General features: G+C 55.4%; 9 protein-coding genes. All 9 read left to right on the forward strand.

Annotated features, from left to right (window positions below; genetic code table 11):
• The first annotated feature begins 142 nt into the window (after window positions 1-142).
• The 9 genes from J4E05_RS16060 to J4E05_RS16100 all read left to right on the forward strand — a co-directional run bounded on the left by J4E05_RS16060 (window position 143) and on the right by J4E05_RS16100 (window position 12,363).
• Entirely contained in the window at window positions 143-1,171 is a 1,029-nt protein-coding gene (locus tag J4E05_RS16060; protein ID WP_085591723.1) for an NAD(P)H-dependent flavin oxidoreductase, read from the forward strand.
• Between the two features lie 5 nt (window positions 1,172-1,176).
• Window positions 1,177-3,456 carry a phosphoenolpyruvate--protein phosphotransferase gene (ptsP, locus tag J4E05_RS16065; RefSeq protein ID WP_349597453.1) on the forward strand — a complete coding sequence of 760 codons (2,280 nt, stop codon included), beginning with the start codon at window positions 1,177-1,179 and terminating at the stop codon, window positions 3,454-3,456.
• Between the two features lie 168 nt (window positions 3,457-3,624).
• The gene (locus J4E05_RS16070; RefSeq protein WP_349597455.1) at window positions 3,625-4,902 is read left to right on the forward strand and encodes a helix-turn-helix domain-containing protein; all 1,278 of its coding nucleotides are present in this window, start codon (window positions 3,625-3,627) and stop codon (window positions 4,900-4,902) included.
• 174 nt (window positions 4,903-5,076) lie between these two features.
• Window positions 5,077-6,189: a flavodoxin-dependent (E)-4-hydroxy-3-methylbut-2-enyl-diphosphate synthase gene (gene ispG / locus J4E05_RS16075; RefSeq protein WP_085591635.1), complete on the forward strand. Its 1,113-nt coding sequence runs from the start codon at window positions 5,077-5,079 to the stop codon at window positions 6,187-6,189.
• Between the two features lie 108 nt (window positions 6,190-6,297).
• A complete protein-coding gene (gene hisS / locus J4E05_RS16080; RefSeq protein WP_085591637.1) occupies window positions 6,298-7,539 on the forward strand; it encodes a histidine--tRNA ligase in 1,242 nt (413 codons plus the stop codon).
• A gap of 7 nt (window positions 7,540-7,546) precedes the next feature.
• Window positions 7,547-8,890: a glutamyl-tRNA reductase gene (gene hemA, locus J4E05_RS16085; protein ID WP_085591639.1), complete on the forward strand. Its 1,344-nt coding sequence runs from the start codon at window positions 7,547-7,549 to the stop codon at window positions 8,888-8,890.
• The gene (prfA, locus tag J4E05_RS16090) at window positions 8,887-9,969 is read left to right on the forward strand and encodes a peptide chain release factor 1 (RefSeq protein WP_085591641.1); all 1,083 of its coding nucleotides are present in this window, start codon (window positions 8,887-8,889) and stop codon (window positions 9,967-9,969) included. Before hemA ends, prfA begins: the two co-directional genes overlap by 4 nt.
• Window positions 9,970-9,977: 8 nt before the next feature.
• A complete protein-coding gene (gene prmC / locus J4E05_RS16095) occupies window positions 9,978-10,856 on the forward strand; it encodes a peptide chain release factor N(5)-glutamine methyltransferase (RefSeq protein ID WP_349597459.1) in 879 nt (292 codons plus the stop codon).
• A gap of 418 nt (window positions 10,857-11,274) precedes the next feature.
• A complete protein-coding gene (locus J4E05_RS16100) occupies window positions 11,275-12,363 on the forward strand; it encodes a DUF4167 domain-containing protein (RefSeq protein ID WP_349597461.1) in 1,089 nt (362 codons plus the stop codon).
• Window positions 12,364-12,738 lie beyond the last annotated feature (375 nt).

Genomic DNA, 12,738 nt, shown 5'->3' on the forward strand with positions numbered 1-12,738 from the left:
CCGGATTGTTTTTGGCAATTAAGGCAGTGTTAAGGGGCCGTTATTTAATACATATCTGGGCTGGAACATTTTGTTTCGACCATTATGATGAAATAGCAGGGACCATGCGGTGCCCTGCATTTCTGCATTGGGGTACAACTATATGAACGATCCGAAATTTGCGGCAGCGCGCAACCGTCTGGAAAAATTGTGGGCGCCCGGCAAGGAATTCCTGGGCACTGAATACGCCATTTTGGCCGGTGCGATGTCGTGGGTTTCCGAACGTCACCTTGTTGCTGCGGTATCAAATGCCGGTGGATTTGGGGTGATCGCCTGTGGGTCGATGGGGCCGGAACTTTTGGCCGCCGAAATTGCCGCGACCAAGGAAATGACCGCCAAACCGTTTGGCGTTAATCTGATCACCATGCATCCTCAGCTTGACGACCTGATTGCGGTGTGCCGGGAACAGGAAGTTGGCCATGTTGTGTTGGCCGGTGGTTTGCCCTCGTCAAATTCGATCAAGGCGGTTAAGGAATTTGCCCGGGTTATCTGTTTTGCTCCGGCGCTGGTGCTGGCAAAAAAACTGACCCGGTCGGGTGCGGATGCGCTGGTAATTGAAGGCAGTGAAGCCGGTGGCCATGTTGGCCCGGTATCGTTAACTGTACTGGCCCAGGAAATTTTACCCGAAATTCGCAATGTGCCAATTTTCTGTGCCGGCGGTATTGGCCGCGGCGAAGCGATTTCGTCGTTTCTGGAAATGGGTGCGGCAGGGGTTCAGGTTGGGACGCGTCTGGTTTGTGCCAGCGAATGTATTGCCCACCCGGCCTTTAAAAAGGCGTTTATCCGCGCCAGTGCGCGTGAAGCCGTTACCACTGTGCAGCTTGACGACCGCTTCCCGGTTATTCCGGTTCGCGCCCTGAATAACAAGGGTACGGAAGCTTTTATGAATGTTCAGCGCGAAGTTATTGAAAAGTTCCGTGCGGGTCAGTTAGAACAGGGGGCAGCGCAACTTGAAATCGAACATTTCTGGGCAGGTGCCCTGCGCCGCGCCGTTGTGGACGGAGACGTTGAAAACGGATCTGTCATGGCGGGGCAGTCGGTTGGTATGGTAAAGAAAGAACAGCCGGTTTCTGAAATTCTGGCCGAACTGGTCGATCAGGCCGTTCAGTCCCTCGTACAAAGAGACCTTTAAATCTGATGAGCATATCGCCCGCCGCAGTCACTGGTCCGCGTCGCCTGTTAAAACGGGTGCGCGACGTTATGGCCGGACCGGGGACCGCTGAAGAACGCCTGGGCAAGATCGTGACCATTATTGCGGCGGATATGGTCGCTGAAGTGTGCTCGGTCTATGTGATGCGGGCGGGCGAGGTGCTTGAACTTTTTGCCACTTGTGGCCTTGCCGCCGAAGCCGTGCATCGCACGCGTCTGCGCACCGGCGAGGGGATTGTCGGTTATGTTGCCGCCCATGCGCGGCCACTTAACTTGCGCGATGCACAATCGCATCCCAATTTTGCCTATCGCCCGGAAACAGGCGAAGAAATTTATCATTCCATGATCGGCGTGCCGATTTTGCGCGGAGGCCGCATTATTGGGGTTTTGGCGGTGCAGAACCGTACCGAACGCCAATATACCGAAGACGAACAGGAAGCCCTTGAAAACGTCGCCATGGTGCTGGCCGAAATGGTCGCCGGGGGCGAACTGGTCAATCGGGATGAGTTGATCCCGGCGGATGGCATTGCCTTGTTGCCGTTGCGCCTGTCGGGGGCGCGGCTGGCCCCGGGCATTGGTAAGGGCATTGCGGTTTTGCATGAACCGCGCATTGTTATCGACCGCATGGTGGCCGAAGACCCGCAAGAGGAGCTAACGCGCTTGCGCGAAGCGATGCGGGTTTTGCAAAAACACCTTGACCGCATGGTCGAGGCGGTGGGCGAATTTGATGTTGGCGGGGGCGATGACCCCGGCGATATTCTTGATGCCTATCGTATGATTGCCAAGGATACCGGCTGGTTAAACCGCATTACCGAAGCCGTTAACACCGGCCTGACCGCCGAAGCCGCCGTGCAAAAGGTGCATGATGATACCCGTGCGCGCATGGCGCAGGTGACCGACCCTTATTTGCGCGAACGCCTGCATGACCTGGAAGATCTGGCAAACCGGTTGTTGCAGCATTTGTCCGGACAGTATCAGTCCCCGGCATTTGGCGATTTGCCCGATGATATTATTCTGGTGGCGCGCAATATCGGCCCGGCGGAATTGCTTGATTACGATCATACCCGGTTGCGGGGCCTGGCACTGGAGGAGGGATCGCATACATCGCATGTGGCGATAGTGGCGCGTGCCCTTGACATTCCGGTTCTGGGCGGGGTAAAGGGCGTTCTTGACAAGGTTGAAGGTGGTGACCCGTTAATTGTTGATGCGGACAATGCCCAGTTATTTGTGCGCCCCAGCGAGGATGTCCGCGCCGTTATTGACGGGGCGTTAAAGGCGCGGGCTGAACGCAAGGCGCTTTATGCGCAGATGCGCGATTTGCCTGCGCAAACCTGCGATGATATTAACATTTCGCTGAACATCAATGCCGGGTTGCTGATTGATGTGCCCCACGTGATTGAAAGCGGGGCTGATGGCATTGGTCTGTATCGAACGGAAATACCGTTCATGGTGCGATCTGCCATGCCTGATATCGAGGATCAGACACGGCTTTATAACCGTATTTTCGAGCAGGCCGAAGGCCGGCCGGTGGTTTTTCGGACCCTTGATGTCGGCGGTGACAAATTATTGCCCTATTGGCAGGATATGACAGAGGAAAATCCGGCCATGGGATGGCGGTCTATCCGGATAACCCTGGATAGACCGGCGGTGTTGGTGCATCAGTTGCGTGCGCTGATCCGTGCTGCCCACGACCGGGATTTGCATGTCATGTTTCCGATGATAGCAGAGGTGGCCGAATTTATGACCGCCAGACAACTGCTGGACCGGCAACTGGAACGTGAAGCCGAACGGGGTTTTGTGCCACGCTCGGTTAAGGTCGGGGCAATGCTGGAAGTCCCTGCATTGGTCTGGCAGGCGAAAAGTCTGCTGGGTCAGGTGGATTTCCTTTCGGTGGGGACCAACGACCTGCTTCAGTTTATGTTTGCTGCAGATCGTGGGAATCCGCGCCTTGAAGGTCGCTATGACACATTGTCGCCGGGTGTTTTTACCTTTTTAAGGCACCTGGTGAAATTGTGTGACGATCATAATGTGCGTCTGACCATTTGTGGTGAAATGGCCGGGCGCCCGTTAGAGGCGATGGCCTTGATTGGTCTGGGGATACGGCGTATGTCGATGGCTCCGGCATCGGTTGGTCCGGTCAAGGAAATGGTTCGGAGCATGAACGCAAAAAGTGTTGAACAATATGTTTTGTCGCTCCTCGACAGCCCTAAAAAAAGTCTTAGGTCCCGTCTTAAGGCTTTCGCAATAGATCACGGTGTAAAACTTTAAAAAAAATCGCTTTTGGCTGGGGTATTTGCTAGTTTGTTGCTGGATCGTAACGTGGGGGTGCGGGAGTTGGCGATCGGAAAGCGAAAGGAAGATCATTTGGGTGTGCCACCAAGAGGGCGTTTGCGGTTCAAGCCGTTGCCCGGAAGTGCGCCATCAAATGATATGAGTATGGAACCACAGGTTAATTTTAACGCTGAAGCAGTGAATGTCGGGCGGCTGTTGCGCCACACCCGGACGATGCATGGGCAGACCATTGAAGGGGTTGCCCAGCTTTTGCGGATTCGGAAAGTTTACCTCGAAGCGATCGAGAACAGTCAGTATGACGCGCTTCCGGGCGGGCCATATGGCCTGGGCTTTGTTAAGGGCTATGCCGAACATCTGGGGTTGGACGGCAAGGAAATTGTTCGTCGTTACAAGGAAGAAAGCAACGCGCCCGCTGTGCGCAGCGAGCTGAGCTTTCCCAAACCGGTGCAGGAAAGTCGTGTGCCCGGTGGTGCCATGATGCTGATTGCTGCGGTGCTGGGGATCGTTGCTTATGGTGGCTGGTACTATTTATCAAGCCAGGGCAAGACAATTGCCGATCTGGTAGAGCCGTTGCCCGATAGTATGAAGGGGTATACGGCCATACCCGATACGGGGAACAATAACAGCGCTGCTCCCGCCGAACGTGAACGGACCCTGGAAAATGCTGCCGAGGCCCATGCGGCCGAAGTTGGCCCGCGTATGGGCGGTTCGCCATCTGCGCAGGCGTCGGAAAGCATGAATGATGCCATTGGCAGCCCCGTTGAGGGCATGTTTGCCGAGCCGGATTTTGATGTGATGTCGTCGCAGGCGGGAAATCGTGATGTCCCGGCCGATGCGATGCCGGATCAGACGGCATCGGCAGGGCCGAATGCGGCAACCGCACCGGTTTCGGGCAATGAAAACGCCAATGCGGCACCCATGGCTGCGCCTGAATTGCCGTCGGGTACTGCGGATGCCAACGCCAATGCCAATGCCGTACCGCAAGGTAGTGCCGCGTTGATGCCTAACCAGGGCAATATTCCGTTGCCGCCGCGCGCACCCAATGCGCCGCAAACGGCAGGCACCCCGGAAGTGGCGTCTGTTCCGGCGGCACCCGAAGTTGGTGATGCTGGTGGCGGGCGTGTTTTTGGTGCCGTCAATGCCGATAGCCGCGTGACCATTTCGGCCAATGAAACCAGCTGGGTCCGTATCCGCGAGGATGATGGCAATATTTTGCTAACCCGGATGTTAAGTGCGGGCGATGTTTATCGTGTGCCTAATCGCGATGGTCTTAAACTTGAAGTTGGCAATGCTGGCGCCTTGTCGATCAGCGTGGACGCGACGAAAAATGTCTCGATTGGCAGCTATGGTCAGGTGATTTCAAATTATTCACTGAATCCGGACGATATTCTGGCTTCTTTGACGGAAAAAAAGACACAATAACAGTTCGTTAAAGGGTCTTTATTTTAAAAGGCGGCCATACCCCGGGCCGCCTTTTTCGTGCCTGTCATAAAAACACCGCGAAAAAGCTGAGCGCGACGGTTTCTTCTGCGCCGGTGATAAGCTATATACAGGCCTACAGTTCACTGTGTTGCAACAAAGGCTACGGATCCGCAAATGAGTGTCCGCCCCTATCGTGATATCGAACGCCGCAAAAGCCGTAAAATTCGTGTCGGTTCTGTCGAAGTTGGCGGTGATGCGCCGATTTCGGTGCAATCCATGACCAATACGCTGACCACGGATGTCGCGGGTACTGTCGCGCAAATTCACCGCCTTGAAGAAGCCGGTGCCGATATTGTGCGTGTATCCTGCCCGGATCAGGAATCGTCGCTGGCCCTGAAAGACATTGTCAAACAGGTTAGCGTGCCGATCGTTGCCGATATTCATTTTCATTACAAACGCGCCATCGAAGCCGCCGAAAGCGGTGCGGCCTGCCTGCGAATTAATCCGGGGAATATCGGATCGACCGAACGGGTACGTGAAGTGGTCAAGGCGGCCAAGGATCATGGCTGTTCGATGCGTATTGGCGTGAATGCCGGGTCGCTGGAACGGGAATTGCTGGAAAAATACGGTGAACCTTGCCCCGAAGCGATGGTTGAAAGTGCCATGAACCATGCGCGGATTTTGGAAGACCAGGATTTCCGCGAGTTCAAAATATCGGTTAAGGCATCGGATGTGTTTTTGGCCGTGGCTGCCTATTATGGCCTGGCCGAGGCTTGCGATTACCCGCTGCATCTGGGTATTACCGAGGCTGGGGGCCTGCGCGGCGGTACGGTAAAATCATCGATTGGCATGGGCAATTTGCTGTGGGCCGGTATCGGCGATACCTTGCGGGTGTCATTGTCGGCTGACCCGGTGGAAGAAATCCATGTTGGCTATGACATGTTGAAATCGCTGGGTTTGCGGACGCGCGGGGTGCAGATTATTTCCTGCCCGTCCTGTGCGCGTCAGGGCTTTAATGTGGTTGATACCGTGGCCGAACTTGAAAAACGGTTGTCCCATATTTCAACGCCGATTTCCCTGTCGATTATTGGCTGTATTGTCAATGGACCGGGCGAAGCGCGTGAAACCGACATCGGGCTTACCGGTGGCGGCGGTGGCAACCACAAAATGTATATTTCGGGCAAGCCGGACCATAATGTTAGCAGCGAAAAAATGGTCGACCATATCGTCGAGCTGGTTGAAGAACGCGCTGCAAAAATCGAAGCAGCCAAGGCAGCGGCTGAATAGCGTTGTATTTGCCGAATTAAGGCTTTCCGCCACCCCGGCGGAAGGCTATTTTCGTGCGTATATGACTATCCCTTTATAGAAAAACACCAAGAATATCGGAGATCAAACGTGGCATCGCTTCAACCCGTCCGTGGCACACATGACCTTTTACCCGAAGAAAACCGGGTGCAGGACCATATCGCGGAAACGGCCCGCGCCATTGGCGAGCTGTATGGTTATCATCGTATGACCACGCCGATCTTTGAATTTACGGACGTTTTTGCCCGCACCCTTGGCGATACGTCCGATGTCGTGACCAAGGAAATGTATACGTTTGAGGATCGCGGTGGCGAGAAAATCACCCTGCGTCCTGAAAACACCGCCGGGATCGCACGGGCTTATATTTCCAACGGTATGCAGCAATTATCGCCGGTAAAGGTGTGTTATTACGGGCCGATGTTCCGTTATGAACGCCCGCAAAAAGGCCGACAACGCCAGTTCCACCAGATCGGTGTGGAATTATTAGGTGTTGAACAGGTTGGCGGCGACCTTGAGGTTATTGCCTATGGCGCGCATATCCTGAAGGCGCTGGGCCTGTGGGATAACATCACCCTGGAACTGAATACCTTGGGCGACCCCGACAGCCGGGCAGCGTATCGCGATGTGCTGGTGGATTATTTCAAAGGGCATTTTGATAAATTGTCCGAAGACAGCCGCAACCGTCTGGATAAAAACCCGCTGCGCATTCTTGATTCCAAGGATGAAGGCGACCGCGAACTGGTGGCAAATGCGCCGCTGTTTGGTGAATATCTGAACGAACATTCAAAGACGTTTTTCAAGCAATTGACCGACGGTTTGGGCGATATTGGTATTAATTACCAGCTTAACCCGCGTTTGGTGCGCGGGCTGGATTATTATTGCCATACCTGTTTCGAATTTGTCACCAGCACGCTGGGCGCACAGGGCACGGTAATGGCCGGTGGCCGATATGACGGTTTGGTGTCAACCATGGGTGGCCCGCAAACCGCAGGTGTGGGCTGGGCAGCCGGCGTTGAACGTTTGGCAATGATGGTGGGGACAGCCCCTGCTGCGCCGCGCCCGGTGGCTCTGATCCCGATGGGGGACGCCGCCGAAAGCCGGTGCCGCACACTGGCGCAGCAATTGCGCGAAGCCGGCATTGCTGTCGAGCTGGGTTATGCGGGCAATATGAAAAAACGCATGAAGCGTGCCGATAAGGCCAATGCCAAAATGGCAGTCATCATTGGCGATGACGAACTGGCAAAGGGTGTTGCCATGGTGCGTGACCTTGATGCAGGCGAGCAGCGCGAAGTTGCGATTGATAGCCTGATCGGTGTGATTGGCGAAAGGTAAGTGCCGGGTGAATGAGGCGGCGGGACGCGACGAAGCCGGAGACTGGCCGCTGGACCGTTTGATGGTGGTTGGAACCAATCATCGGCGATCCAGTGAGGAAACGCGCGACCGCCTTTTCATCGACGAAACCCGTTTGCCCCAGTTTCTGGGCGTGATTGACCAGGCCCGGCTGGGGCAGGCGGTGGTTGTTTCTACCTGCAACCGTACTGAAATTCATTTGCTGGCGTTTGAGGCCGAACGTGGCCGCGAACGGGTGATTGACCTGATGGCCCTGTGGGCTGATCTGGACCGGGACCAACTGGCAGCAGAGCTATATATACGGTCAGGGCGGGAAGCCCTGAAGCATGTTTTTGCTGTGGCGGCGTCGCTTGACAGCTTGGTTATTGGCGAGCCCGAGGTTTTTGGCCAGATCAAGGATGCCCATAAAATTGCCCGGATGCATGGGCTGGTGGGCCGGGAACTTGAACAGGTTTATCAAACTGCCTATGCCATTTCCAAACGGGTGCGCAGCCAGACCGGGATTGGGCAGGGGGCTGTTTCGATTGCGGCTGCCGCGCAATCGGTGGCGCGCGACCTGCATGGGGATATTGCCAATTGTACCCTGCTTTTGGCTGGTGCGGGCGATATGGGCGAACTGATTGCGGCATCCCTTGCCGAACGCGGCATGGGACGCATCATGGTGGTGGACCGTTTGGCGGCCCGGGCGCGCCTGGTGGCCAAGCGGCTGGAATGTCACTGGTCGGATATGGGCGATCTTGAACGTTTGCTGGCCGAGGCCGATATCGTGCTGACGGCGGGTGGATCGCGGCGGTATTTGATTGATCATGATATTGCGCTAACCGCAGTGAAGCGTCGCCGCTATCGCCCTGTTTTAATGATTGATACCGCCGTTCCCGGCGATATTGACCCGCAGGTTGACGATATTTCCGAGGTGTTTTTTTATCGCCTGGAAGATCTGGAAAATATTGCTGCACAGGGGCGTGGCGGGCGCGAGGAAAAAGCCGATGAAGCCTGGGCAATGGTCGAGGCGGAGGTTGACCATTTTGTTCGTGTGCGTGCCGAGCGCGCCGCGATCCCGGCCCTTGCCGAATTGCGCCAGCATTTTGATGCAGTGCGCGCAGCGGCATTGGCCGAAAGCCATGGCGATGCCGAAAAGGCAACCCGGCTTTTGGTTAATCGGCTGTTGCATGCACCCACACAAGCCCTTAAAGACCTAGCAGCCACAACAGGTGGTGCCGGGACGATGGAATGGGTTAAGGCGCAAAAATTGTTGGGGCGGCTTTTTCCGCTTTATCCCGACGATGCCGATACTTCGGAACCGACAAATACAGATCAGGAGAATAAAGAGTGAGTTTGGACCCAGGTAAACTGCATGGTGTTGTTCGCCGGTTTGACGAGCTTAAATCCCTGTTGTCGGGGGGGGCGGGTGATAATGACAGCTTTGCCAAATTGTCGCGGGAATATGCGGAATTATTGCCCGTTGTTGAAAAAATTGAAGCCTTTCAGCGCTTGCATGATGATTTGGCCGGGGTAAAGGAATTGCTGGCCGATCCGGAATCAGACCGTGACATGCGCGAGATGGCCGAGGCCGAACGCCAGGAACTGCTGGAGAAATTGCCCGAGGCAGAGCACGACGTAAAGCTGATGCTGTTGCCCAAGGACTCGGCTGATGAAAAGAATGCCATTCTTGAAATTCGTGCCGGAACGGGCGGCGAGGAAGCGGCCCTTTTTGCAGCCGACCTTTACCGCATGTATCAGCGTTATGCCGAGAACAAAGGCTGGCGGTTTGAATTGATGGACGCCAACGAAAACGATCTGGGCGGTTTTAAGGAAGTTGTCGTTAATGTGTCGGGGGCCGGGGTGTTTGCGCGCCTGAAATATGAAAGTGGCGTTCACCGCGTACAGCGTGTGCCGGTAACTGAAACGGGCGGGCGCATTCATACATCGGCTGCCACGGTTGCCGTTTTGCCCGAGGCCGAAGACGTTGATGTGCATATCGATCCCAAGGATTTGCGCATTGATACCTATCGGTCCCAGGGGGCCGGTGGGCAGCATGTGAACACCACCGACAGTGCCGTGCGTGTGACCCATATTCCCTCGGGTGTGGTTGCTGCGTGCCAGGAAGAAAAATCGCAGCATAAGAACAAGGCCAAGGCCATGAAGATGCTGATGACACGTTTGTATGATCACGAACGCGAAACCAAGGATGCTGCCCGCGCGGCGGATCGCAAATCGCAGGTGGGCTCGGGGGATCGGTCCGAACGTATTCGCACCTATAATTTCCCGCAAGGTCGCATATCGGACCACCGCATTAACCTGACCCTGTACCGGTTAGATGATTTTGTAACCGGCGGGCCATCGGTAGATGAAATGATTGATGCGCTGATTTCTGAAGATCAGGCGCAAAAACTGGCCGAAATCGAAAGTTGAGTTCGGGGATGAACCCGCAGGAAGCCGATACGCTTGGTTCTTTGATGACCGAGGCGACAGCGCAGCTAAAACAGGCTGGCTGTGATACGGCCCGCCTTGATGCACGCATTTTGCTGGCCGCGGCCTGCGATGTTGATGCCAGCCGGATTATGGCGTGGCCCGAAGACGTCGTTACGGCGGGCCATGCCCAGGCGTTTCGCCAGATGATTGAACGACGCAGCACACGCGAACCGGTTGCGCGCATTTTTGGCCAGCGCGATTTTTGGCGCCATCGTTTCAAAGTCACCGCCGATACCCTGGACCCGCGCCCCGACAGTGAAACACTGGTTGAATGGGCGATTGAGCTGGCAGCTGATTTAACACAACCGGATCTGATTGATTTTGGCACGGGAACAGGGTGTTTGTTGCTTTCCGTGCTGGGTGATGTGCCAGGTGCCAAGGGTGTGGGCGTGGATATCAGTGCGGGGGCCGTTGAGTGTGCGGTGGAAAACGCGGTTGCCTTGGGGCTTAATCAGCGCAGCCAATTTGTAGTTTCAGATTGGGATTGTGACCTTGATGCGCAGACAAAGGCCGCCGGATTTGATATCATGCTGTCAAATCCGCCCTATATTGCCCAAAGCGAAATGGCAGGGCTGGCCCCCGAGGTTCGTGATTTTGACCCGTTTAATGCCCTGAGCGATGGCGCGGACGGGCTTACATCCTATCGCAAGCTGGCAAGGATTGCCGGACAGTTGGTTCGCAGTGCGGGCTGGGTCATTTTCGAGATTGGCCAGGGGCAGGAAGAAGCGGTCCATCACTTGCTGGCGCAGCAGGGTTTTGGAAACATTCAATACCGGCGTGATCTTGGTGGTATCATACGGTGTGTGGGTGGACAAAAACGGGGCTAACGGCATTTCAGGACTGCGGTTTTGGTTAAATGGCCCCCTGTTTGCCTTTTAATTTGGCAAGGCCGAACGATTGAGCATCCAGTAAGCAGTTGTGTTTGCTGGAAAAGGATAGCCCTGCGCTGTTAACAGAAACGTAGTTGTAAAAAAAACGAAAGAACGGAAAAAAACAGTTGGAATAAGCCTGCAAGCCATATAGTTTGTCCTGAGCAGGCCGGGTGCCTGACGCGCTTTCTAATTGCGCCGTGTTCCCCTGTAAACAGTAACAAATCTCCGTTCCCTTATATTTGGTCATCGGTTGATTTCTGACGGTACCGTTTGGCCGGTACTGTTTTTCGGGAAATGTGTTTTTTCAGACGGATTGGTTCCGGGGCGCGATGACGCTGCCCACGGGTGTCCTCAACGCCAACAGTATGTTGATATGAGAAATAACAATAAACGTCCGCGCGGGCGGCCACAGCCTAATAAACGTCCTGTAAATCCGAAATTTCAAAATTTTGACAGTAACGGTCCGGACGGGCGCGTGCGCGGTAATGCCCAGCAAGTCTACGAGAAATATGTTTCGCTAGCTAAAGACTGCACGGATGATCCTGTTCTGGCGGAAAATTACTACCAGTATGCCGAACATTATTACCGTATTTTGCAGTCTGCGATCGAATGGGAAAACCAGCGCCGCGAAGCGCAACCCCGTCCGGAACGCAATGAGCGGAACGACCGTAATAATAACGACCGCAACAACAATAACGATCGTAATAACAACGATCGTCACAATAATGACCAGCGTGGCAATCGCCACAACAACGCCGATAACCGGGCCGACGATACGCCGTCGCAAGACAGTGTAGCTGCCAGTGCGGGCAATGGTGCGCATAGTGCCGAAGGTGATGCTGGGAATGCTGCGGTACAAAACCAGCAGGATGACAGCGAACGTCGTAATGACGTTTCTGCCAATACCCGCCAGGACGATGCAAAACCGGCACGGGCACCGCGCACGCCGCGGGCACGTACCCCGCGCCAGCCCAAGAAGGCAGATGTCGCCGCCCCTGCGGGCGATGATGCGGCCCCCGTGGCCGCTGCCGAAAACACCGCGCCGAGCCCAGAAGCACCCGCTGCATCAACCGCTGTCGCAGTTGAAGCCCCGGTAGCAGAAAGTTCGGATGCCGGTGAAGAAGCTGCGCCAAAGCGTGCAACACGCGCGCGCCGGACAACAACGCCACGTGCGCCGCGTAAAACCGCCGCAAGTGCCAAATCCGACGATGCCAGCAGCGACGAAGCCGCCGCTGTTGCAAAGCCGGCGGCAAGTGACGGTGATGCTCCGGCCGATGCCGTTGCCGATGGTGACGCCGATGCCGCTGGCGACGATAAAAAACCGCGCAAGCGTGCAGCGTCTACCACCCGGACCCGGGGGCGTCATCCGACGGCCCGCCGCGGTCGTAGCCGGGTTGGTTCGCGCGAAGATGGCGAAGAAGGTGGCGGCAACGACACCGAAACCGAAAAGGTTTCTGCCTGATTTATCAATCGGCGCTATTGCGTCAGGTTGTTCTAAAAAATCCCCGGTCACGATGTGGCCGGGGTTTTTTGTTTAAAACATGTTTCCATTAACCGGTTAAATCCATTCGATTGGTTTGTTTTCAGCGTGTTGACAAGCCGATAAACAGTGTTTGTGCATTCCGTATCGCTGTCGGTATAAGGAATACTCATACCGAGGTATGGGCGTGCGCGGTGCTGCATCGGATTGCCGGGTTTGCAATGCGGGTTCATCTGTAAATGTGGGGACAGAGTAAATTCTACAGCCGGAACAGCGCACCAGTTATGGCTGGATGCGCGCGCTGTGAGTGGTGTGACGAACCGATGGCTGAGGCTGGGGAAGCCTGCCGATATGTGA

Source organism: Thalassospira sp. NFXS8 (genome assembly GCF_040148805.1).
In the GTDB taxonomy this organism is placed as follows: domain Bacteria; phylum Pseudomonadota; class Alphaproteobacteria; order Rhodospirillales; family Thalassospiraceae; genus Thalassospira.

Coding starts and splice junctions, on each gene's coding strand:
- J4E05_RS16060 (WP_085591723.1), top strand. CDS start 143: ATGAACGATCCGAAATTTGCGGCAGCGCGCAACCGTCTGGAAAAATTG.
- ptsP (WP_349597453.1), top strand. CDS start 1,177: ATGAGCATATCGCCCGCCGCAGTCACTGGTCCGCGTCGCCTGTTAAAA.
- J4E05_RS16070 (WP_349597455.1), top strand. CDS start 3,625: ATGGAACCACAGGTTAATTTTAACGCTGAAGCAGTGAATGTCGGGCGG.
- ispG (WP_085591635.1), top strand. CDS start 5,077: ATGAGTGTCCGCCCCTATCGTGATATCGAACGCCGCAAAAGCCGTAAA.
- prmC (WP_349597459.1), top strand. CDS start 9,978: ATGAACCCGCAGGAAGCCGATACGCTTGGTTCTTTGATGACCGAGGCG.
- J4E05_RS16100 (WP_349597461.1), top strand. CDS start 11,275: ATGAGAAATAACAATAAACGTCCGCGCGGGCGGCCACAGCCTAATAAA.